Origin of the sequence: Actinokineospora bangkokensis, assembly GCF_001940455.1 — a bacterium.
In the GTDB taxonomy this organism is placed as follows: domain Bacteria; phylum Actinomycetota; class Actinomycetes; order Mycobacteriales; family Pseudonocardiaceae; genus Actinokineospora; species Actinokineospora bangkokensis.
The window spans coordinates 439,565-461,627 of the sequence record NZ_MKQR01000016.1 but is presented as its reverse complement, the minus strand read 5'-3'; the positions used below and the strand labels follow the sequence as shown (position 1 = coordinate 461,627).

General features: G+C 74.7%; 18 protein-coding genes. 11 read left to right on the top strand and 7 right to left on the bottom strand.

What is annotated here, in order from left to right; translation table 11 throughout:
- Positions 1–37 precede the first annotated feature (37 nt).
- The 3 genes from BJP25_RS16640 (at position 38) to BJP25_RS16630 (ending at position 2,456) form a co-directional block, all read left to right on the top strand.
- A complete protein-coding gene (locus BJP25_RS16640) occupies positions 38–1,030 on the top strand; it encodes a zinc-binding alcohol dehydrogenase family protein (protein ID WP_075975803.1) in 993 nt (330 codons plus the stop codon).
- Between the two features lie 25 nt (positions 1,031–1,055).
- Positions 1,056–1,733 carry a YoaK family protein gene (locus BJP25_RS16635; protein WP_075975802.1) on the top strand — a complete coding sequence of 226 codons (678 nt, stop codon included), beginning with the start codon at positions 1,056–1,058 and terminating at the stop codon, positions 1,731–1,733.
- 126 nt (positions 1,734–1,859) lie between these two features.
- Complete coding sequence (locus tag BJP25_RS16630; protein WP_075975801.1) at positions 1,860–2,456, top strand: hypothetical protein; 597 nt, start codon at positions 1,860–1,862, stop codon at positions 2,454–2,456.
- A 107-nt stretch (positions 2,457–2,563) separates the two neighbouring features.
- Here BJP25_RS16630 and BJP25_RS16625 read toward each other — a convergent pair whose 3' ends face one another.
- Together BJP25_RS16625 and BJP25_RS16620 are read right to left on the bottom strand one after the other, a co-directional pair.
- Positions 2,564–3,472 carry a class I SAM-dependent methyltransferase gene (locus BJP25_RS16625; protein ID WP_075975800.1) on the bottom strand — a complete coding sequence of 303 codons (909 nt, stop codon included), beginning with the start codon at positions 3,470–3,472 and terminating at the stop codon, positions 2,564–2,566.
- A gap of 58 nt (positions 3,473–3,530) precedes the next feature.
- On the bottom strand, positions 3,531–4,709 hold the full coding sequence (locus tag BJP25_RS16620) for an MFS transporter (protein ID WP_075975799.1): 1,179 nt from the start codon (positions 4,707–4,709) through the stop codon (positions 3,531–3,533).
- A 281-nt stretch (positions 4,710–4,990) separates the two neighbouring features.
- Here BJP25_RS16620 and BJP25_RS16615 point away from each other — a divergent pair, with 281 nt between their 5' ends.
- Positions 4,991–7,228, top strand: a complete 2,238-nt coding sequence (locus BJP25_RS16615) for a terpene synthase family protein (RefSeq protein ID WP_075975798.1) — start codon at positions 4,991–4,993, stop codon at positions 7,226–7,228.
- A gap of 23 nt (positions 7,229–7,251) precedes the next feature.
- On the opposite strand, the gene BJP25_RS16610 is transcribed toward BJP25_RS16615, so the two are convergent.
- On the bottom strand, positions 7,252–8,502 hold the full coding sequence (locus BJP25_RS16610; RefSeq protein WP_158075666.1) for an FAD-binding protein: 1,251 nt from the start codon (positions 8,500–8,502) through the stop codon (positions 7,252–7,254).
- A 103-nt stretch (positions 8,503–8,605) separates the two neighbouring features.
- On the opposite strand from BJP25_RS16610, the gene BJP25_RS16605 reads away from it, so the two are divergent.
- Positions 8,606–9,193 (top strand): cysteine hydrolase family protein, encoded by a 588-nt coding sequence (locus tag BJP25_RS16605; RefSeq protein ID WP_075975796.1) that lies wholly within the window; start codon positions 8,606–8,608, stop codon positions 9,191–9,193.
- On the opposite strand, the gene BJP25_RS16600 is transcribed toward BJP25_RS16605, so the two are convergent.
- The 4 genes from BJP25_RS16600 to BJP25_RS16585 all read right to left on the bottom strand — a co-directional run bounded on the left by BJP25_RS16600 (position 9,194) and on the right by BJP25_RS16585 (position 15,484).
- A complete protein-coding gene (locus BJP25_RS16600) occupies positions 9,194–11,020 on the bottom strand; it encodes an FAD/NAD(P)-binding protein (protein ID WP_075975795.1) in 1,827 nt (608 codons plus the stop codon).
- A gap of 4 nt (positions 11,021–11,024) precedes the next feature.
- Positions 11,025–12,029 carry a TauD/TfdA family dioxygenase gene (locus BJP25_RS16595; protein ID WP_075975794.1) on the bottom strand — a complete coding sequence of 335 codons (1,005 nt, stop codon included), beginning with the start codon at positions 12,027–12,029 and terminating at the stop codon, positions 11,025–11,027.
- A 132-nt stretch (positions 12,030–12,161) separates the two neighbouring features.
- Complete coding sequence (locus BJP25_RS16590; protein ID WP_075975912.1) at positions 12,162–12,605, bottom strand: roadblock/LC7 domain-containing protein; 444 nt, start codon at positions 12,603–12,605, stop codon at positions 12,162–12,164.
- A 41-nt stretch (positions 12,606–12,646) separates the two neighbouring features.
- Positions 12,647–15,484, bottom strand: a complete 2,838-nt coding sequence (locus BJP25_RS16585) for a sensor histidine kinase (RefSeq protein ID WP_084794074.1) — start codon at positions 15,482–15,484, stop codon at positions 12,647–12,649.
- A gap of 649 nt (positions 15,485–16,133) precedes the next feature.
- On the opposite strand from BJP25_RS16585, the gene BJP25_RS16580 reads away from it, so the two are divergent.
- The 6 genes from BJP25_RS16580 to BJP25_RS16555 are packed head-to-tail and all read left to right on the top strand — an operon-like array spanning position 16,134 to position 21,937.
- A complete protein-coding gene (locus tag BJP25_RS16580) occupies positions 16,134–17,186 on the top strand; it encodes an ABC transporter substrate-binding protein (protein WP_233158108.1) in 1,053 nt (350 codons plus the stop codon).
- 4 nt (positions 17,187–17,190) lie between these two features.
- Positions 17,191–17,958, top strand: a complete 768-nt coding sequence (locus tag BJP25_RS16575; RefSeq protein WP_075975792.1) for an ABC transporter permease — start codon at positions 17,191–17,193, stop codon at positions 17,956–17,958.
- Entirely contained in the window at positions 17,955–18,773 is an 819-nt protein-coding gene (locus tag BJP25_RS16570; protein WP_233158107.1) for an ABC transporter permease, read from the top strand. Before BJP25_RS16575 ends, BJP25_RS16570 begins: the two co-directional genes overlap by 4 nt.
- 43 nt (positions 18,774–18,816) lie before the next feature.
- Positions 18,817–20,151, top strand: coding sequence for a LeuA family protein (locus tag BJP25_RS16565; RefSeq protein WP_075975791.1), 1,335 nt, complete (start codon positions 18,817–18,819; stop codon positions 20,149–20,151).
- On the top strand, positions 20,148–21,440 hold the full coding sequence (locus BJP25_RS16560; protein WP_075975790.1) for a 3-isopropylmalate dehydratase large subunit: 1,293 nt from the start codon (positions 20,148–20,150) through the stop codon (positions 21,438–21,440). Before BJP25_RS16565 ends, BJP25_RS16560 begins: the two co-directional genes overlap by 4 nt.
- Positions 21,437–21,937 (top strand): LeuD/DmdB family oxidoreductase small subunit, encoded by a 501-nt coding sequence (locus tag BJP25_RS16555; protein WP_075975789.1) that lies wholly within the window; start codon positions 21,437–21,439, stop codon positions 21,935–21,937. The genes BJP25_RS16560 and BJP25_RS16555 overlap by 4 nt, the downstream gene beginning before the upstream one ends.
- Positions 21,938–22,063 lie beyond the last annotated feature (126 nt).

Genomic DNA, 22,063 nt, shown 5'->3' with positions numbered 1-22,063 from the left:
TTGCGGGTAACCAGTACCCCCGGCATACGGTGCCGGCATGAGCACACCGAACACCACCCGCGCCGTCGCCGCCCTGCGCCCGGGCACCGTCGACGACCCCGACTCCTTCGTCGAGGTCGACCTGGACCTGCCCGCCCCGGGCCCGCACGACCTGCTGGTCGAGGTGCGCGCGGTGTCGGTGAACCCCGCCGACCACAAGGTCCGCTCCTCCTTCGACGGCGACGCCCCGAAGGTGCTCGGCTACGACGCGGCCGGGGTGGTGGTCGCCGCGGGCGAGCGGGTCGGGGCGTTCGCCGTCGGCGACGAGGTCTACTACGCGGGTTCGATCGCCCGCCCCGGCACCAACGCCCGCCTCCACCTGGTCGACGAGCGCATCGTCGGCCACAAGCCAGCCACCCTGGACTTCGCGGAGGCCGCGGCGCTGCCGCTGACCGCGATCACCGCCTGGGAGACCCTGTTCGACCGCATGCGCCTCACCGCCGACAGCACCGGCACCCTGCTCGTGGTCGCGGGCGCGGGCGGCGTCGGGTCCATGGTCATCCAGCTGGCCAGGGCGCTGACCGGGGTCACCGTGGTGGCCACCGCCTCGCGCCCGGAGTCCCGGCGGTGGGCGCTCGACCTCGGCGCGCACTCCGTGGTCGACCACCGCGAGCTGCGCTCGGCGGTCTCCGGCGTGGACTGGGTGTTCTCGCCGTTCTCCGCGGGCAACGTCGAGACGTTCGCGCAGATCATGGGCGTCGGCGGGCAGGTCGTGGCCATCGACGAGCCCGAGGGGCTCGACACGCTGCCGCTGAAGGCCAAGAGCCAGACCTGGACCTGGGAGCTGATGTTCACCCGCCCGCTGCACGACCCGGAGAGCACCGCGCAGCGCGAGCTGCTCGACGAGGTGGCCCGCCTGGTGGACGCGGGCACCCTGCGCACCACGCTGACCCAGCGGCTCGGCCCCATCTCCCCGGACACCCTGCGGGCCGCGCACCGGGCCGTGGAGGGCTCCGGGATGGTCGGCAAGGTGGTCGTCGAGGGCTGGTGAGCCGCCGAGCGGGCAGGATGGCGGGGTGACCACCACACGCGGGCACGGACCCCTGCCGCACCTGCTGCTCGTGCTGACCGCGGCCACCGGCGTGGTGGACGCGGTCAGCATCCTCGGCCTCGGCCGGGTCTTCGTCGCCAACATGACCGGCAACGTCGTGTTCGTCGGCTTCGCCATCGCCGGGGTCCCCGGCTTCTCGCTGGCCGCCTCGGCCGCCGCGCTGCTCGGCTTCCTGGTCGGCTCGTTCCTCGCTGGGCGCGCGGTGGGCCTGGCGGGCGGCCACCGCGGCAGGCTGCTCGCGGGGTGCGCGGCGGCGGAGGTGGTGCTGCTCGCGGTCGCGCTGCTGCTGGTGTCGCTGTCGTCGGGCACACCCGTGCTCGTCGGCGCGGCGGCGCTGCTGGCCTGCGCGATGGGCGGGCAGAACGCGGTGGTGCGGGCGCTGGGCGTGCCGGACCTGACCACGACCGTCCTCACCATGACGCTCACCGGCATCGCCGCCGACGTGCGCGGCGGCGACCGGGCGCAGGCCGTGCGGCGGCTGCTGGCCGTGCTGTCGATGTTCGGCGGAGCGGTGGTGGGGGCGCTGGTCGTCCTGCACGCCGCCCTCGCCTGGGCGCTGCTGCTGGCCCTGCTCCTCGTCCTCGTCGTGGCGGTCGCGGCGGCGCTGGCCGCGCGGGGAACGGCGGCGTGGCACCACGCTTAGCCCTCGTCTAGCCCTCGTCCCGCCGCCACCACGACGGGCGCGCGTGCGCCACCCCCTTGGGAACGGGCGCCGGGCGGAGTGCGCGTACCGCCACCGCGGCGGCTGTCCGTTTTGTAGAGTCCCCGCGTGGCGAAGACCAAAGGGCGCGCGGCCGAGCGCGCGAAGCGTGAGCGCAACCAGCGCACTGCCGCGGCGCGGGCGGCCGCCGCGCCCACCCCGGCCAAGCAGGCGTCCGGGTGGCAGGCGGCGCTCGTCGTCGTCGGGATCATCGCGTGGATCGCGCTGTTCCCGATCTTCTGGTACGTGATCGTGCCCGCGCTCGACCGCGCGGTCGGCGACGTCGCGGCGGTGAACACCATCGTCGGCTGGCTGCCCGGCGGGTTGCCCATGGTCGCCATCGGCCTCTACGCCGCCTACCAGCCGGAGATGACCGCCGAGGGCAAGGCGCGCTGGCTCGCCGTGTGCGTGGTGCTCGGGGCCATCGCCGCGGTCACCCTGCCGACCTTCGACACCGACCCGCTCAACATCGGGTTCATCGCGGGCCTGCGGGCGGGCTTCCTCGCCGTCGTGCTGTGGCTGCCCGCGTGGTTCCTGGTGTTCCTCGCGCGCTACCCGTTCGCGCGGAAAAAGGAGCTGACCCCGGCGCTGCGCGGCTGGACGATCGTCGTCACCTCCGTGGTGTGCCTGTTCCTCGGGGCGAGCTGGATCCGGTACTGGTTCTGACCGCCCCGCCGCACGCGGCGGGGCGGGACTCGACGCGTTCGCCGAACTCGGTGGGCTGGTGGAGCAGGGGTGGGTCGGTGGGGTGGAACCCGGCCCGAGGACAGGCCCTAGTCCCGCCGTGCCGTGTGGACGGTCATGGCGTGCAGGAAGTAGACGTCCTCGCGGTTCGGGAAGCCGCGGGGGTCGTCGCGGTCGAGCAGGACGTCGAGGGCCTCGCGGTCCTCGGCGGAGGCCTTGTCACCCAGGCGCTCGCGGGTGCGCCGCCACCGGTCGAACAGGACCTCCCGGTCGGCCTGCGCCAGGGGCGCGGGCAGGTCCGCCACGAAGGTCTTGGTGCCGCTCGGGGTGAGCCCGGCGGCGCGCAGCATGCCGCCCCAGTCCTCGACGGCGGTGGTCGAGCCGGGGGTCTGCGCGCGCATGTGCTCGAACCACTCCGCGGCCAGCCCGTCGAGGCGGGCCTCCAGCCCGGGGCGGCCGACGCCGATGTCGCGCGGCAGCGTCCGCATCGGCAGCCCGCCCTCGATCACGGCCACGACCCCGCCCCGGCGCACCAGCCCGGCCAGCGCGGCCACCGCCGCCTGCTGGTCACCGACGTGGTGCAGGGCCAGCTTCGACCACACCAGGTCGGCCGCCGCCAGCCCGTCGACGCCGTGCGGCAGCGCCGCCTCCACCACCTCGAACCGGTCGCCCACCCCGGCCGCCGCGGCCAGTTCCACCGCCCGGTCGAGCAGGACGCGCTCGGGGTCGAGCGCCACGACGCGCGCGTCGGGGAACGCCCTCGCCAACTGCACCGCGCCCACCCCCGGCCCGCTGCCGGCGTCCACCACCCGGGTCACCGGGGTGCTGACGAGCCCGCCCAACCAGGCGGCGACGTCGTCGACGAACTGCCGGTGCAGCCCGGCCTCCCGCTCCAGGAACTCGCCCATGTCCGCGAACGACCGGTCGTGCCCGTGCTCGTGCTCGTCGCTGTGCCCATCCCCGTGACCGTGACCCTGCTGCTGCGCGTGTCCATGCATGGCACCACCCTGTGCCCTGGACGCCCTGAGCGCAAAGTTTGTTGCTGAGACGGCAAGCTCAGCCGGGCGGGGCGCCCGCGCGGGCGGACGGGGCCAGCACGCGCCCCAGCGCCAGCACCGCGAGCCCGGCGAGCACGACCCCGAGCAGCCCGACGCGCAGGGACGTGGCGTCCGCGACCAGGCCCACCACCGGCGACGACGCCAGGAACCCGATCCGCAGGAACCAGCTGACCCCCGTCAGCCCCGCCCCCGCCGCCAACCCCGGCACCTCGTCGGCGGCGTGCATCGCCGCCGGGATCACCGTCGCCGTGCCCAGCCCCGCCAGCGCGAACCCGAGCAGGGCGGTCGGCACCGAGGGCAGCGCCAGCGCCAGGCCCATGCCCGCCGCCGCCAGCAGCCCGCCCGCGCGGGCCACCCGCCGCGGCCCGAACCGGTCGACCACCCGGTCCCCGAGCAACCGGCCCACCGTCATCGCCACCTGGAGCGCCACGAAGGCCAGGCCCGCGGTCGCCGGGGCGGCGGCCGCCTCCTGGGTCAGGAAGAGCGCGCCCCAGGACGCCCCGGCGTCCTCGGTCACCGCCCCGCAGCAGGCCAGCACGCCCAGCAGCGCCACCAGGCGCAACGCGGGCCAGGTCCACCGGCCCTCCCCGGCCGCCCCCGCCTTCTCCACCGTGTCGGCGCCGCGCAGCGTGAACCGCCCGGCGATGAGCGCCACCAGGGCGAACAGCGCGCCCGAGGCGGTCAGGTGCACCGCCAGCGGCACCGCCAGGCCCGCCGCCGCGGACCCCATCAGCCCGCCGAGGACGGCGCCGATCGACCACAGCCCGTGGAAGGAGTTCACGATCGACCGGCCGTAGACCCGCTGCACCCGCAGGCCGTGGGTGTTCTGGGCGACGTCGACCACCGCGTCCACCGCCCCCGCGGCGAACAGGGCCGCGGCGAACAGCGGCCCCGACGGCGCGAAGCCCACGAGCGCCACCGCCGCGGCCAGCGCGACGATGCCGTGCGCGGCGACCGGCCCCGAGCGCAGCCGCACGATCAGCGCCGAGGCGAACAGCCCGCCCACCAGCGACCCGGCGGGCAGCGCCGCGACGGCCGCGCCCAGTTCGGCGTTCGACAGCCCCAGGTCCGCCTTCACCTGGGGGAAGCGCGGGACGGCGTTGGCGTAGAGGGAGCCGTTGGTGAGGAAGACCGCGGCCACCGCGGCCCGGGCGCGCCGGGCCCGCGCGTCGGCCATGGTCACTCCCCCCGTGGGCGTCCGGACCGCAATCACCCTACCGGGCACCGCGCGTCCAAGATCGCCCACCGATGATCACTGAGCGTTCCGCGCACTGCCCGTTCGAGTGGAAACCCGGTGCGCCCCTTGGAAAGGCCCCCGGCGAGTTGGTTGTCTGACCGCTGCCACCGGGCCGGGGCCCGACCGGCAGCGCGGCCGGGGCGAGCACAGAGCGGACCAGCCCAGCGCGAACCCCGGACCAGGGGAGACCGAGCACAGCCGTCGAGAGGGGTCGGGTGCCCATGCAGCCGTTCGAGCTGCCCGAGTTCTACATGCCGTACCCCGCCCGCCTGAACCCGAACCTGGAGGGCGCCCGCGCCCACAGCAAGGAGTGGGCGCGGGCGATGGAGATGATCGACGTGCCGCAGGGCGGCACGGTGATCTGGGACGAGCACGACCTCGACTCGCACGACTACGCGCTGCTGTGCGCCTACACCCACCCCGACTGCGACGGCCCGGAGCTCGACCTCATCACCGACTGGTACGTGTGGGTCTTCTACTTCGACGACCACTTCCTGGAGCTGTACAAGCGCACCAACGACTGGGACAACGCGCGCGCCTACCTCGACCGGCTCCCGCTGTTCATGCCCGCGGAGGGCCCGGTCACCGAGACACCGACCAACCCCGTCGAGGCGGGCCTGGCCGACCTGTGGGCGCGCACCGTGCCGTCGATGACCGCCGACTGGCGGCACCGGTTCATCGACAGCACCAAGGCGCTGCTCGACGAGTCGCTGTGGGAGCTGGCCAACATCAACGAGGGCAGGCTGGCCAACCCGATCGAGTACATCGAGATGCGCCGCAAGGTCGGCGGCGCGCCCTGGTCGGCGAACCTGGTCGAGCACGCGGCCGGTGCCGAGGTGCCGCACGCCATCGCCGCCTCCCGGCCGCTGCACGTGCTGCGCGACACCTTCTCCGACGCGGTGCACCTGCGCAACGACCTGTTCTCCTACGAGCGCGAGGTGCTCGACGAGGGCGAGCTGAGCAACGGGGTGCTGGTGTTCGAGAAGTTCCTCGACATCCCCACCCAGGAGGCCGCCGACCGGGTGAACGACCTGCTCACCTCGCGCCTGCACCAGTTCGAGCACACCGCGCTCACCGAGCTGGAACCGCTGTTCGACGAGCACGCCGTGGACCCCGAGGGCCGGGTGAAGGTGCTCGCCTACGTCAAGGGCTTGCAGGACTGGCAGTCCGGCGGCCACGAGTGGCACCTGCGGTCGAGCCGGTACATGAACACCGGCGCCGTGCCGTCGGGGTTCGCCGCGGGCCCGGTCGGCCTGGGCACCTCCGCGGCCCGGCTGGTGCCCGCCCTGCTGGGGTCGCTGGCCGAGCGCGCCCGCAGGCACGCCAACGTCCCGTTCCGGCCGGTGGGGGCGATCACCAAGCCCCCGATCGACCTGCCGTTCGGCACCACGCTGAGCCCGCACCTGGCGCACGCCAGGGAGGACGTCGTCGAGTGGGGCCGCTCGGTCGGCTTCTTCGAGCCCGTCCCCGGCGGCCCGCCGCACGAGGGCGTGTGGACCGAGGCGAAGATGCGCGACTACGACCTGCCGCTGTGCGCGGCGGGCATCCACCCGGACGCCTCCGCCGACCAGCTGGACACCACCTCCCGCTGGCTCGCCTGGGGCACCTACGGCGACGACCTGTACCCGGTCGTGTTCGGCCGCACCCCGGACATGGCCGCCGCGAAGGCCGCCACGGCCCGCCTCAAGCAGCTCATGCCGGTCGACGGCCCGGCCCCGGTCGTGCCCGCCTCCCCGCTGGAGCGCTCGCTGGCCGAGCTGTGGGTCCGCACCGCGGGCCCGATGAGCCGGGACGACCGGGTCGCGTTCCGGCGGGCGGTGGCGGTCATGGTCGACAGCTGGCTGTGGGAGCTGGAGAACATGCACCTCAACCGCATCCCCGACCCGGTCGACTACGTCGAGATGCGCCGCCGCACCTTCGGCTCCGACCTGACGATGGCGCTGTCCCGCATCGGCCACGGCCGGCGCGTCCCGCAGGACGTCTACCGCACCCGCCCGGTCCAGGCGCTGGAGAACTCCGCCGCCGACGTCGCCTGCATGATCAACGACATCTACTCCTACCAGAAGGAGGTCCAGTTCGAGGGCGAGGTGCACAACCTCATCCGGGTCGCCGAGCACTTCCTCGACGCCCCGCTGGAGCGCGCGGTGGAGGTGGTGGGCGACCTGCTCGCCACCCGCCTGGACCAGTTCCTGCACGTGGTCGAGATCGAGCTGCCCGCGCTCTACGACGACTTCAAGCTCGACGCCGACGCGCGGGCCGCCCTGGACCAGTACGCGCAGGAGTTGAAGCACTGGATCGCGGGGATCCTCATCTGGCACGAGGACTGCCGCCGGTACCGGGAGGAGGACCTGCTGCGGCAGTTCGGGGCCGCGAGCCCCGGGGCGGTGGCCGCGGCGTTCTCGCTGCGGGGGCCCACGGGCATCGGGACCTCGGCCGCCCGGCTGCGGCCGGTGGGGTGAGGGGCCCTACCCCGGCCCCGCGCTCAGCGGAAGACCTCGTACCCGGGCGTCAGGATGCCGTCCGGGTCGAACTCCGCCCGGGCGGCGGCGAACCCGGCCATCGCGTCGCCGTAGTGCGCGGCCCACTCCGCCGCGCTCAGCGGCAGCGCGCTCACCGGGTACAGCGTCCCCCCGGCCCGCACCACGACCTCGTACAGCTCGCGGTTGACCGCCACCAGCCGCTCGGCCTCGTCCGGGTCGGCACCGGGGAACCGCAGCACGTTCACGGCGTGGTGGTGGCCCTCGGGGACCCGCACCAGCGGGGTGCGCACCGCGCCCTCGGCGATGGGGGACACCACCACGCGCCCGAACTTCCCCAGGTCCTCGGGTGGCGTGCGGTCCAGGATCTTGCCCACCACGTCCTCCACCGCCGCGTCGGGGACGAAGGTGGTCAGCCAGGGGTGCGGGTTGTCCCACTGGCCCAGCTCGCGCAGCGCGGCCTCCAGGGGCTCCAGGCGGGACAGCAGCTCCCGGTGGCTCATCGTCGTGATCTCGACGACGCCGTTGAGCCCCTCGATGACGTCCTGGTGGGTGCCGGTCACCAGGGCGGCGCCTTCGAGGACGGGGCGCCAGCCGTCGGGGGTGGGCAGGACGGCGCCCTGCAGGTAGTCCCAGCGGTTCTCCGCGAGCAGCGCCCGGGAGTCCGCGACCATGTCCTCCAGGGTGCGGTACTCCACCACGTACCGGCGGGCCTGCGGCGGGGCGGGCGCCAGGGCCAGCGTCACCGACGTCACCACCCCCACCTGGCCCAGGCCGCCGCGGGCCGCGTCGAACAGCGGGTGGCCGGGGCCGCAGACGACCACGTCACCGGTCCCGGTCACCACCTCCAGCTCCAGCACGTTGTCGCTGACGAGGCCGTGGCGGTGGGTCGTGCCGCCCACGCCGCCGACCACGACCGTGCCGCCGACGGTGAGGTCGAGGTAGTCCGGGAGCACCGGGGGGGCCAGGCCCGCGGGCAGGGTGGCCTCGACCACCGCCCGCCAGCTCGCCCCGGCGCCGACGGTGACCCGGTCCGGGGTGACCTCGCCCACCGCGGCGATGCCGGTGACGTCGAGCACCACCCCGCCCTCGGCCTGGGAGCGGCCGTAGACCGAGTGGGCCGCGCCCCTCGGGGCCAGCGGCAGACCCGCCGCCCGGGCGAACGCGATCGCCTCGACGACCTGCGCGGGGTGCTCCGCGCGGCGCACCGAGTGCGGGGTGCGGGACACCAGGTGGCCGAAGTCCTCAGTGCGCACAGTGCCTCCAAGGTGACTGACAGTCCACACTCCACTGTACACAGTGGCCTGGTGAGGGGTGGTGTGCGAGCATCGGGGGGCAGTCGAACCCGCGGAGGTCCCCATGCAGGCACTGCTCGTCCTCGACCTGATCAACGACCTGGTGCACGCCGACGGCAAGCGCGCCGGTGAGGGCTACCACCGGTTCGCCACCGAGCACGGCGTCCTCGACCGGGCCGCCACCGCGGTGGCCAGGGCCAGGGCGGCGGGCATCCCGGTGGTGTACGTGGTCATCGGGTTCGACCCCGGCTTCCTCGACTGGCCCGCCGACTCGCCGCTGTTCCGGGCGGAGTCCGACGACGACAAGCCCGCCCTGGGCACCTGGGGCACCCGCGTGCACGAGGCGGTGGCCCCGCTGCCGGGGGAGCCGGTGGTGGTCAAGCGGCGGGTGAGCCCCTTCCACGGCACCCACCTCGACCTGCTGCTGCGCGGGCTGGGCGTCGACACCGTGCTGCTCACCGGGGTGGCCACCGAGCTGGTGGTGCTGTCCACCGCCCGCGACGCCCACGACCGCGACTACCGGGTGCGGGTGCTGGCCGACGCGACCGCCACCGGCGACGAGCAGGTGCACGCCTGGGCGCTGCGCCTCGCCGCGCGCACCGCCGAGGTGACCTCGGTGGACGCGGCGCTGCCGGTCGGCGTGCACGCCTGATCAGGTCCCGGCCTTGAGCACGTGCGCGGCGATGGCGTCCGCGTCGTGCACCAGGTCGCCCCACAGGCCGGGGCGGTTGCTGCCGACCTGCATGAACCACCGGGTGTGCTCGGTGGGGATGCCGACCACGTGCAGCGACCGCACCGGCCGCCCGGTGGCGTCGACGGGGTGGAACGGGCTGGTGGTCACCGCCACGCCGCCGGTGCGGAAGTGGCCGTTGGCGTAGGTGGTCCAGGTGCCGCGCTCGCGCAGCCGCACCACCAGCGGGTTGAGGTCGCGGTCGAGGTCCGGGCTGGGGATGCGGGCGTCGACCACGGTGTCCACCAGCTCCCGCGCCCCGCCCACCACCGGGGAGGACACCGCGAACCGGCCCGCGGCGGGGTCGGGGTCGAACACCGCGTGCGGGCCGATCACCCGCAGCACCCCCGCCGCCAGCAGGGCCAGCACCTGCCGCAGGCGCTCGGCGGGCGGCCCGGCGGCCAGGAACGCGCTGCGCGGGCCGTACCAGCCGATGAGGTCGTCGCGGTGGGAGTCGGGGGTCAGGCCCGCGAAGTCGGCCAGCCGCATGATCGCGCCGCGGCAGTCGCGCAGCACGTCCAGCGCCGCCTTGAGCGGGGAGTCGACGTTGCCCCGGTCGGCCTCGGCCAGGTCCGCGGCCACCTCGGCCACCAGCGCGGCGTCGAACTCCGCCCGGTCGGCGAAGCGGCGCCCGGCGAACGGGCGCGCCAGCGCGTCGAGGTCGGCGGGGGCGCACACCACGCCGTGCACCGCCGCCATCGCGCACACGTCCGGCACCGCGCCCGACTCCGCCGCGCGCGCCACCGCGGCGGTGAACCCGGCCGCGGCCTCCTCGCCCGAGCGCAGCCGCAGCTGGGTGGCGCAGCGCACCAGGTCGACCTCGGCCAGCAGCCACGGCAGCACCTCGCGGCGGAAGTCGAGCTGGCCGCCGTGGGTGCGGAAGTTGTCCTGGGTGAACAGCACCGGCCGGTAGGCGAAGCGCGGCGGCTTCTGGTTGCGCCCGCGCGCGGGCAGCGGCATCCCGCTGCGCGAGCCCGCCAGCACCAGCGGCTCGCGCCCGGACGGGGTGTAGCGCAGGCTGCCGTCGGGGCGCTCGTCGAACACCCCGCCGCGGCCCAGGGTGAGCGCGGCCAGCACGTCGTAGAACGACAGGCCCATGCCGATCACCCCGACCGGGCTGCCCGCCGGGATGTCGTCGAGCGGCATGTCCGCGGCCGAGTCGCCGCGCAGGTAGCGCAGGCCGGGGCGCTCGGCGGCGAAGTCGGCCAGCGCCTTCTCCACCCCCGTCAGCTCCGGCACCGAGTGCCCGGTGGTGAGCACCACCTGGTCGGCGCGCAGCTCGCGGCCGTCGGCGAAGCGCAGCAGGTGCCCGGCGCCGTGCGGTTCGAGGTCGGCCACCTCGGCGCGCACCCGGTGCAGCCGGACCCCCGGCGGCAGCGTCGCGGCCACGGAGTCCAGCACGAACCGGGTGTAGCGGCCGAAGTCGGCGCGGCTGGCGTAGCCGTCCGGGCTCGCCGCCGGGTCGCGCTCGGCCCACCACTCGTACAGCGACGGGCCCGCGCCCGCGCGCACCGGGCCGCCGTCGGGCACCCCGGAGAACGCCGACACCATGCCCGCCACGGTGTTCATCAGGAACCACCCCGGCTGGTCGGTCCGGTACACCCGGCCCGCGCCGACCTCCACGGCGTCGATCAGGTGCAGGTCGACCTCGCGGGCGCTGCCCTCCTCGGCGAGCCGGGCGGCCATCCGCTCGACCGCCATCAGCCCGCGCGGGCCGCTGCCCACCACCGCGATCACCTGGGGGGCCACGGCGTCAGTCCCCGACCCGGCCGGGCACGCCGCCCAGCCACCGGTCCGCGTGCGCCGCCGAGGCGGCCTCGTCGCGGAAGGCGTAGGTCTTGAGCAGCCAGCGGGTCGCGGCCAGCTCCGGGTCGGTGATCTCCAGGTGCTCGCGGCTGTGCAGGCCGTCCTGGTTGGCGAAGGTGAACAGGTCGCCCTCCAGGATGCGGTGCTTGCTCTTGGGCACCCGCACCAGCGCGTCCTTGAGCGCCAGCAGCGCGTCCTTGGCCGCGGGCGGCGCGTCGGGGGCGACGGTGGTGTGCGTGTCGACGTAGCGGACGCTGTGCTCGCCGTAGAAGACCGGGTGCTTCTCCGACACCGTCAGCGCCGCGTTGTTGTCCTTGGAGACCACGTCGAACGGCGTCACGAAGTGCGGCTCCCGCAGCAGGGCCTCGTGCTCGGGGCCGACGTGCGCCAGCAGCGCGTCACCGCCGACGAACCCGGTGTAGGTGACCTCCGACTCCGGGCAGCGCATGCCGAGCAGGGTGATGTAGTCGGCGCGCACGGGGTGGGCGGTGCGGTCGTTGTGGAACGCCAGCTCGCCGTCGCTGTAGCCGGTCTGCTTGCCCCGGTACCGGGTGATGGCGATGACGTCGATGTAGAAGTCGCCGTTGAACCGGGTGGCGTAGGACAGCAGCGGGGTGCCCAGCAGCTGCCCGACCAGCTCCAGCAGCGCCTCGCCGACGAAGGTCTCCTTCTTGGCGTACTTGTCCGCCAGCGGGTCGTCCTGGTCCAGGACCGGGATCACCTCGTCCAGCGGGCAGTTGCGCAGCGCGTGCGCGTGCACCCCGGCGGCGCGCTCGGCCTTGAGCCGCTCGGTCGCGCGCAGCAGGGCCGCGGGCACCTCGCCGCGCTCGCGCAGCCCGGCCACCTGCGCGGCGAAGGCGGGCCGGTCGGAGTAGGGGTTCGCGGTGACGGACGCCAGCACCGCGGCCAGCGCGCTCTTCTCAGCCTCGGTGAAGGTGTGCAGGGGCTGCATGGTCGATCAGCTTCTTCCGGTTCAACTGGGCCGTGCTCGACGGAGGCGCCGCGGGCGCGTCCGTGGTCGTGCCGACGTCCCTGGCTCCTGGTGGGGGTCTGGGGCGGGTGGGGTCCGGGTCGGTGGGGTCGCCTACGTGCTGGTGCCGTCGTTCTCCTCCTGCGCGGTGGCGGTGAGCGCCGCGCGCAGCTCGGGGGTCAGCCGGGCGCCGACGCGCTCGACGAGGGTCCCCATCTCGTAGGCGAGGACGCCGAGGTCGGAGTCGGCGGCGGCGAGCACGGCCAGGTGCGCGCCCTGCCCCATCCCCATCAGGAACAGCGACCCCAGCTGCATGTCCACGCTGGTCTGCACCACCCCGCCCGCGTCCAGCGCGCGGGCCGCGGCCTCGGTCAGCCCGACCAGGCCGGACACGATCGCCGCGAGCTGCTGGGTGTGGCCCTTGGGCAGGGTGGCCGAGCTGGCGAGCACCAGGCCGTCGGCGGAGACGACCAGCGCGTGCGCCGCCCCGGGCACCCGGGTGACGAAGTCGGCCAGGAACCAGCCCAGGTCCCCGGGTCTGCTGGGCACCTGCGCCACGATCCGCGCCGCCAGCTCCGGCCTGCGCCGGGCCGCCCGGGTCACCGCTCGCCCCGGGCGCCGGACCGGTCGTCCTCGGCCGGTTCGGGTCGCCGCGCGCGGCGCAGCCCCTGCTGGAAGCCCGAGAGCCGGGCCCGGATCTCCTCCGGTGAGCGCTGCGGCGCCTCGAAGCCGTTCACCGTCGTCGCCTCCTCGGTGCCCTGGTCGGCCTGGGGCGGCTGCCCCGCGCCGGGGATCGTGTGCCTGCCGGGCGGCGGGGTGCCCGTCCCGCCCGCGCGGCCCGCGGTGCCGCCGGTGCCCGCCCGCGGCACGCCCGCCGGGGGAGTGGCGGTGCGCCCCGCCTGCGGGATGCCCCCGGGAGGCGTGCTGGTGCGCCCGGCCTGCGGGACGCCGCTGGGCGGGGTGGCCGGGCGCCCGGCCTGCGGGATCCCGCCCGCCGGGGTGGTCGTGCGGGTCGCCTGCGGGGTGCCGCCCGGCGGGGTGGCGGTACCGTTCGTGGCCTGCCGCTGGACGCGGGGGACGCCGCCCGCGGGCGTGCCGGTCGCGGGCCGGGTGGCCTGCTTGGCCCCGGTGGCCTGCGCGACGCCGTGGGACGAGGTCGCCGAGGCGCCCTGCTTGGGCTGGGCGGGCGCGTGGGGGACGCCGCCCGCCGGGGTGGCCGCGCCCGCCTTGCCTGCCCGCGGGACGCCGCCGGGGGGAGTGGCGGTGCCGCGCTGGGGGCGGGGGGTGCCCCCGGGCGGGGTGGCCGTGCCGTTGCGCGTGGCCGTGGGGAGACCGCCCGCCGGGGTGGCGGTGCGGCGGGTGGTCTCGCCGCCCGCGGTGGGGGTGCGCTTGGGCAGCGCGCCCGGCGCCGCCTCCACGTCGGTGTCCTGCGCGGCGCGGCCGGGGGCCTCGTCGCCGCCGCCCGCGAACCACGGGGTGTTCGGGTTGGCCACCGGCAGGTTCCCGGCGAAGGACGGGCGGCGCGGGGCGGGCGCGCCGGTCAGCGGGCCGGGGTCGGTCGCCGGGCCGCCGCGGCGCGGTTCGGCCACCAGCTCGGCCGGGATGGTGATGACCGCCGTGGTGCCCGCGTCCACCCCGCCGTGCAGGCGCACCCGGATGTCGTGCCGCTGGGCCAACCGGGCCACCACGTACAGGCCCATCCGGCGGGAGAGCGAGACGTCGAAGTCCGGCGGGTCGGCCAGCCGCTCGTTGGCGTCGGCCAGCTCGTCGTCGGACATGCCCATGCCCTCGTCGGAGATCTGGATGGCCAGCTCGCCCGAGCGCACCCTGGCCGAGGCGACCACGACCTGCGTCTGCGGGGCGGAGAACGTCGCGGCGTTGTCCAGCAGCTCCGCGATCAGGTGCACCAGGTCCTTGACCACCCGGCCCTGCACCACCAGCTCGGGCACCTGCTTGACCCGCACCCTGGTGTAGTGCTCGACCTCCGAGAGCGCCGATTCCACGACCTCGCCCACCGGCACCGGCCGGGCCATCCGCTTGGCCAGGCCGCTGCCGGAGAGGATCAGCAGGTTCTCGGAGTTGCGCCGCATCCGCGCGGCCAGGTGGTCCAGGACGAAGAACCGGCCCAGCCGGTCGGGGTCCTGCTCGTCGCGCTCGAGCTGGTCGAGCTCGGCCAGCTGCCGCTCGATGAGCGCCTGGCTGCGGCGGGACAGGTTGACGAAGATGGAGTTGACGCTGTCGCGCAGCACCGCCTGCTCGGTGGCCATCCGCACCGCCTGCTCGTGCACCGCGTCGAACGACCGGGCCAGCTGGCCGATCTCCTCGCCGCCGGAGACCCGCACCGGGTCCACCGCGCTCTTGGCCGCCTCCACCGGGTTCGGGTCGGCCAGGATCCGCTTGACCGTCTCCGGCAGCCGCACCCTGGCCACGTCCAGCGCCTCGCGGCGCAGCGTGCGGATCGGGGTCAGGATGGTCCTGGCCACGTAGAACATCAGCGCCAGGGCCACCACCAGCAGCGCCAGCACGATCACCGCGTCGCGGGTGGCGGCGGCCAGCGCGGCGTCCGCGGCGGTCGCGGCCTGCCCCCGCAGCCGCGACACCAGGTCGGTCTCCACCCCGCGCAGCTTGTCGTTGGCCGCGGTGGAGGTGGACCGCAGCGCGGTGACGTCGGTGTCCAGCGGGGCGTTCGGGTCGACGCTGGACAGCGCGGTCTGCGCGATAGCCCGCCGCCGGTCGACCTCTGGCCCGGAGTAACCGTCGTTGTAGGCCTGCCGCTCGTCGGGGGTGGCCACCGCCACGAAGTCCGCGATCGAGGCCTCGAACCCGGCTTCGGCCGAGCGAGCCCGGTTCTGCACGCTGGCCGCGCCGAAGGAGTTGCGCACCGAGGCGATCAGCAGCAGCGCGTCGAGCTGCGCGCCGCGCTCCTTGGCCTGCCCCAGGGTCTGCACGGCCGTGCTCACCCGCGACGGCCCGGTGTCGGAGGAGATCTCCCGGCCCAGCTGCACCAGCGGGTCGATCAGCCCGGTGTAGCTGCTGAGCACCGCCAGGTCCGGGTACACCGCGCCGGAGGCCAGGTTGCGCAGCGCGTCCAGTTGGCGCAACTGGTCGTAGGCCAACTGGTAGCGGTCGCGCTTGTCGGTGTCGGCCAGCTCCAGGCCCTCCAGCGCCCTGCGGAACTCGAAGACCGCGCCGTTGGTGTCGGTGAACTGCCCGCGCACCTCGGGGTCCTCGGCCAGGCCCGCGTCCCCGGCGGCGACGTGGGTCACCACGATCGCGCGCTCGGCCTGGAGCTGGTGCACCAGCCCGGTCACCGCCTGCGCCACGTCCACCTGGTCGACGATGCGCTGGTAGCCCTCGGCGTTGTCCAGCTCGGCCTGCACCCGCAGCCAGCCGAACACCGCGGCGGTCAGCGCGGGCACCACGAGCACGACCGTCATCTTGGTGCGCAGCCGCCAATTGGCGGGACGCCATGGGCTGTTCGACGCAGTCGTCCGCTTGGGACGGTACGGTTTGGGCGCCAGGATGGCGCGGTCGTGGTCCGGTCGCGCGTCCGGGGTGGACGGCGGTGCCGGGGTGCTGTCGTCCGCGCTCACCGGTGGGGCCTCCTGGTGATCGGCAGGGTTCGGGGGTGCTGCAACCAGCCAACGAGCGACGTCAGCCCGGGGTCACCGCCGTTTCCGGGAAATGTCTGGTGACGCCGATTCGCCGCTCGCGCATGCGGGGATACTGGCACGCTGGGCAATCCTGTCAACGTCCGGCCCCATTGGGCGGAGTGGGGGTCCAAATGCCACCAGGAGTTAACTTTCGGCCGTACGGTGACTCCTCGCACTGGCATTCGCGAGTCGGTTACCCGCTGGCCGTGACGGTGTTTCAGGTGCTCAGGCCGTACGTACGCCGTTACTACCCGCCGGTAATGTCGTGATAATCGTGGTGACTGGGTGCAGGGGGCTTGCGCCGTAGGGCGGTACACCGTTGCCGACGTGTGATCCAGGATGCGCGATCGGGGGGTTAAAGTCGGCTCGCCGCGTGGAGGAGTGCGCCCACGATTCGGCAGTCGAAGACTCATCTGCGAGACAGGAGCAAGCGGTGGTGCGAAGCGGCGGCTGCGGCCGACCGGTGGCCCGGACCCGGGGCCTGATGCGGGCGGTGCGGCTGGCCGCCGCGGCGACCGCGGTGGCCCTGGCCGCGTCCGGGTGCGGCCTGCTCGGCGGGTCCGACGACGCCGCCCCGGCGGCGGCCCAGGGCGGTGGCCCGGAGAAGCCCAAGGTGCGGGTGGCGGTCATCCCCTCGACCGACATGGCCCCGCTGTGGGTGGCCAAGTCCCAGGGCTACTTCACCGAGCAGGGCCTCGACGTCGAGCTGGTCGTCAAGGGCGGCGGCGGTGACGTCATCACCTCGCTGCTCGGCGGCGACGTCGACTTCGCCTTCGCCAGCTACCCGCTGCTGGTGCAGGCGCAGCAGAAGGGCCGCGGCGCGACCAACATCAAGGTCGTCGCCGACGCCTCGGCGGCCAAGCCGGACACCACCGCGGTCGTGGTGGCCAAGGACTCCCCGCTGCGCAGCCCCGCGGACCTGCAGGGCAAGCGGATCGCGGTCACCTCGACCGGCTCGATGGCCGACCTGGCGGTGATGGCGGGCATGAAGGCGGCCAAGGCCGACACCTCCGGCATCCAGTGGCAGCAGATGAAGTTCCCCGACATGCTGCCCAAGCTGGCCTCCGGTGAGGTCGACGCGGCGTTCCTGGTCGAGCCGTTCCTCTCGGTCGCCCAGGCCCAGCTCGGCGTGTTCACCGTCTTCCAGCCGATGACCGGCAGGCTGGAGGGCATCGCGCTCAACGGCTACGCCGCGCTGGAGAAGACCACCCAGCAGAACCCCAGGACCGTCGCGGCCTTCCAGCGCGCGGTGGAGAAGGCCCACCGAGAGGCGGCCACCCGCACCGGCGACGACGCCGTGCGCCAAGCGCTGGTGCAGAACGCGGGCGTCAAGGCCGAGATCGCCCCGGTGCTGCACCTGCCGGACTACCCGATCACCACCGACGCCACCCGGTTGCAGCGGGTGCCGGACCTGATGCAGGAGTTCGGCCTGATCTCCGAGCGGTTCGACATCAAGCCCATGGTGCTGGGCACCCCCGCGGGCTGAGCGCGTGCGCGACGGCCTGCTGCGGCTCCTCGGCGCGGCCTGCGTCCTCCTGGTGTGGGAGGCCGCGGGCCGCTCCGGGGTGTTCCTGGACGGGTACCTGCCCCCGCCCAGCGAGGTGCTGCCGCGGGTCGTCGCGCTGCTCGGCGACGGCGGGTTCCTGCTCGGGGTCGTGGCGACCGTGCTGTCCTGGGCCATCGGGCTGCTGATCGCCGTGGCCATCGGCGTGCCGCTCGGGCTGCTGCTGGGCAGTTCGGCCACCGCCAGGGCGGCCAGCCGCTCGGTGGTGGAGTTCCTGCGGCCCATCCCCACCGTGGCGATGGTGCCGCTGGCCGTGGTCGCCGTCGGCGGCGGACCCGGCACCAAGATCGGGCTCACCGCCTTCGCCGCGCTGTGGCCGGTGCTGTTCGCCACCACCTACGCCTTCGAGGAGGTCGAGCCGCTGCTGGTGGAGACCGCGCGCTCGTTCGGCCTGGGCCGGGCCGCGGTGCTGGCGCGGGTGGCCCTGCCCAGCGTGGCGCCGTTCGTGCTCACCGGGTTGCGGCTCTCCGCCGCGATCGGGCTGTCGGTGCTCATCGGCGTGGAGATGCTGACCGGGACCAGCGGCGGCATCGGGGAGTTCATCCTCGTCGCGGCGAGCGGGGTGACCAGGATGGACCAGGTGCTCGCGGGCGTGGTCGTCGCGGGCCTGCTCGGCTACCTGATCAACGAGGGCCTGGAGCGCGCCCAGCGGCGCTGGCTCGGCTGGGGCGCGCGCGAGGTGCGGCCGCGGTGAGGGGCTTCGCGCTGCGCTGGGGCACCTTCGCCGCCGTCGTGCTGGTGTGGCAGGTCGTCGCCGCGGCCGCCTACCACCCGTTCTTCCCCGCGCCGCTGGAGATCCTGGGCGCGGCGGGCCGCCTGTGGCTGTCCGCCCCCGCCACCGCGGGGTTCCTCACCACCGCGGCCTGGGACGGCCCGCTCACCAGCCTGGGCCGCGTGGTCGGCGGGTGGGCGCTGGCCTCGGTGCTCGGCGTGGCGCTGGGCGTGCTGCTCGGCTCCTCGCGCTCGGCCTCGGTCGCCGCCGGGCCGGTGTTCGCGTTCTTCCGCTCGCTGCCGCTGCCCGCCCTGGTGCCGGTGTTCGTGCTGCTGACCACCCTGGGCGCGCAGATGGTGCTCACCGTCGCGGTGTTCGGCGCGGTGTGGGCGGTGCTGATGTCCACTGTGGATGGTGTGCGCTCGGTGGACCCGGTGCAGCTGGACACCGCGCGCGCCTTCCGGTTGTCGCCGGGGGCGGCGCTGCTGCGGGTCGTGCTGCCCGCCGCGCTGCCCAAGGTGTTCGCCGGGCTGCGGGTCAGCCTGTCGCAGGCGCTGGTGCTCGTGGTGGTCGCGGAGCTGTTCGCGGCCAACGGCGGGCTGGGCGCGCAGCTGCGCGACGCGCAGAACAAGTTCGACTTCGCCGCCTCCTGGGCGGTGCTGGTGGTGCTGGGGGTGTTCGGCTACGCCCTCAACACCGCGCTGCTGGCCGTGGAGCGGCGCGCCCTCGGGTGGCACCGCGCGCGGTCCGGCGGCTGGGGGGAACGGGTGGGCGCTGCCCGGGCGGGGGCCCGATGACCGATCGAAGTCCCGGCCCAACCGAGAGAGGGGACCGCTGCCCGTGGACGCCCACGACCGCGCCGACGCACCCACCCACCCCGTGCCGCCCGGCACCGCGCCCACCCCGGGCATGCCCACCTCGGTGGACGTGATCGACTGCACGCTGCGCGACGGCGAGCAGACCCCCGGCGTCTGGTTCACCGTCGAGGAGAAGGTGCGGCTGGCCCAGCTGCTGTCCGAGGCGGGTGTGCGGGTGCTCGACGCGGGCTTCCCCGCCGCCTCCGGCGCCGACGTCGAGGCCATGCAGGGGATGCGCGAGGCGGGCGTCACCGCCTCCCTCGGCGCCACCGCCCGCCCGGTGCAGCAGGACATCGCCGCGGCCCGCAAGGCGGGCGCCGACGAGGTCTTCCTCTTCATGCCCACCTCCGACCTGCGGCTGCGCGAGACCCTGGGCATCACCCGCGACCAGGCCGCGGCGATCATGCGCGCGGGCGTGGACGAGGTGCTCGGGCACGGCATGGGCCTCAACGTCGTCTTCGAGGACGCCACCCGCGCCCACCCCGACCACATGGCCCGCCTCATCGACGAGGTCTGCCTGCCCGGCGAGGTCTCCCGGCTGATCCTGGCCGACTCCGTCGGCTGCGCCCACCCGGGCTCCACCCAGCGCCTGGTGCGCGAGCTGGTCGGCAGGCTCGACCCGAGCATCGCGCTGTGCACCCACGCCCACAACGACTTCGGGCTGGCCACCGCCAACACCCTCGCGGCGGTGGAGGCGGGCGCGCGCGCCATCACCTGCACCGTCAACGGCATCGGTGAGCGCGCGGGCAACGCCGACCTGGCCGAGTGCCTGGCCTCGCTGACCCACCTGCACGGCGTGGCGCACGGCGTCGACCCCGCGGCGCTGCCCGGGCTGTCGCGGTTCGTCGAGCGGATCAGCGGCATCCACATGGGCGCCACCAAGCCGGTCACCGGCGTCAACGTCTACCGGCACGAGTCCGGCCTGCACGTCGACAGCATGCTCAAGGACGTGCGCAGCTACGAGGTGCTGCCGCCGTCCTGGGTCGGCCTGGACCGGGAGTACGTGCTGGGCAAGCACTCCGGCACCGCGCTGGTGCGCGAGGTGCTGCGGCGCACCGGGACGGCCGAGGAGGTCGACGACGACACCGCCCGCGCGCTGCTGGAGGCGGTGAAGACGGCCGTCGAGGGACGGGACAAGGCGTTGCACGACGTGGGTTTCGCGGCCAAGGAGCAGTTCACCGCGCGGGCGCTGGCGGGGGTGCCGCCGGAGTTCGTCGTGGCGCGCCACCGCAAGCTGCGGCACGAGGGCCGCGCGGACGGCGACGGCGCGGCCCGGGGCGTCCCGGCGCCGGGTGAGCGGGCGGAGGGGCAGCGGTGAGCGGCAGGACGATCTCCGACAAGGTCATCGACGAGCACACCCTCGACGACGACCGGTCGGCGCAGTACCGGCGGGTGCGGGTGGACGCGGTGCTCGGCCACGACGCCACCACCGCGCTGCTCATCGACGACTTCGAGCGGCGCGGGCTGTCCATCTGGGACAAGTCGAAGGTGCTGCTGACCAACGACCACTTCGCCCCGCCCGCCACCGCCGAGCGCGCCGACATCTCCAACAAGTTCCTCGGCTGGGCGCGCGGGCAGGGGATGCCGAACCTCATGCTGGACAAGGGCATCTGCCACCAGCTGCTGGTCGAGCACGAGCTGTGCCAGCCCGGCGGGCTCATCGTCGGCGCCGACAGCCACACCATCATGGCCGGGGCGGTGGGCGCCTGCGCGACCGGCATGGGCGCCACCGACATCCTGTTCACCCTCGCCACCGGTGAGACCTGGATGCGCAAGCCCGCGAGCATCGCCGTGCGGCTGCGCGGCGAGCTGCCCGAGGAGTCCGGCGGTCGCGACGTCGTGCTGGAGCTGCTGCGCCTGCTCGGCGAGGCGGGCGCGCAGTACCGCAGCCTGGAGTTCCACGACGAGACCACCACCCGGCTGCCGCAGGACGACCGGTTCGCCATCGCCAACATGGCCGTGGAGATCGGCGCCAAGTTCGGTGTGTTCGCCCCCGACGAGGTCACCGAGGCCTACTGCACCGCCCGCGACGGCCGGTTCCTGGGCAACCCCGTGCGGCCCGACGCCGACGCGGTCTACGAGCGGGTGGTCGAGCTGGACGTGACCGACCTCACCGCCCGGGTCGCGAAGCCGTGGTCGCCGGGCAACGTGGTGCCGATCACCGAGCTGGAGGAGATCCCGATCACCTCGGCGTTCCTCGGCTCGTGCGCCAGCGGCAGGCTCGCCGACATCGCCGCGGCGGCGGCCGAGGTCGAGGGCAAGCGGGTGCACCCCGACGTGCGGTTCGTGGTGATCCCGGCGTCGGTGGAGGTGTTCAAGCAGGCCCTGCGCGCGGGCTACGTGGAGACCCTGACCGAGGCCGGGGCCCAGTTCAACCACTCCAGCTGCGGGGCCTGCGGCGGCATCGACAAGGGCGTGCTCGGCTCGGCCGACGTGTGCGTCTCCAGCTCCAACCGCAACTTCCGCGGCCGGATGGGGCACTGGGACAGCCGCACCTACCTGGCCTCGCCGCGCACCGTGGCCAGGGCCGCGCTGCGCGGCGCGCTGACCCCCGACCTCTACCGGGCGGGCGCGGCCCTGCCCGGCGGCACCGAGGAGGCGTCGTGACCGCCCCGACCACCGGCAGGGTGTGGCGCTTCGGCGACGACGTCAACACCGACGTCATCCACCCGCCCGCGTTCTACAGCCTGGACCCGGACAAGGTGCGCCGCGGCCTGTTCCACGGCTACGACCCCGCCATCGCCAGGGACGTGCGCCCGGGTGACGTGTTCGTCGCGGGCCGCAACTTCGGCTGCGGGTCGAGCCGGGAGACCTCCATCCGGGCGATCAAGCTCAACCAGGTCGGGGCGGTGGTCGCCGTCGACTTCGCGCGGATCTTCTTCCGCAACGCGACCAACAACGGGCTGCCCTGCCTGACCCCCGCCCGGCCCGCCGACCTGGACCTGGTCGAGGCCGGTTCCCGGGTCACCCTCGACCCGGTCGCGGCCACCTTGACCTGCGCGGACGGCACGGTGGTCGACCTGGTGCCGCCGGGGGAGTTCGTGCGCCGGATCTGGGCCGCGGGCGGGCTGCTGAACCTGCTGCCGGGGTCCGCGGGCGGCTGAATTGCCCACCCGCATTCTCCTGCCCCGGCCGTGCCAAAGGCGGCTCGATTGTCCCACCCACCGGATCGGCAACCGGTGATGTGGGCGCGCGCATGGCGTCGCGGACGCGGATGTGATCCAATAATG

Bases quoted from the DNA above. Each gene is read 5' to 3' on its own strand.
- BJP25_RS16640 (WP_075975803.1), top strand. From the start codon at position 38: ATGAGCACACCGAACACCACCCGCGCCGTCGCCGCCCTGCGCCCGGGC.
- BJP25_RS16625 (WP_075975800.1), bottom strand. From the start codon at position 3,472: ATGCATGGACACGCGCAGCAGCAGGGTCACGGTCACGGGGATGGGCAC.
- BJP25_RS16620 (WP_075975799.1), bottom strand. From the start codon at position 4,709: ATGGCCGACGCGCGGGCCCGGCGCGCCCGGGCCGCGGTGGCCGCGGTC.
- BJP25_RS16615 (WP_075975798.1), top strand. From the start codon at position 4,991: ATGCAGCCGTTCGAGCTGCCCGAGTTCTACATGCCGTACCCCGCCCGC.
- BJP25_RS16605 (WP_075975796.1), top strand. From the start codon at position 8,606: ATGCAGGCACTGCTCGTCCTCGACCTGATCAACGACCTGGTGCACGCC.
- BJP25_RS16595 (WP_075975794.1), bottom strand. From the start codon at position 12,029: ATGCAGCCCCTGCACACCTTCACCGAGGCTGAGAAGAGCGCGCTGGCC.
- BJP25_RS16585 (WP_084794074.1), bottom strand. From the start codon at position 15,484: ATGACGGTCGTGCTCGTGGTGCCCGCGCTGACCGCCGCGGTGTTCGGC.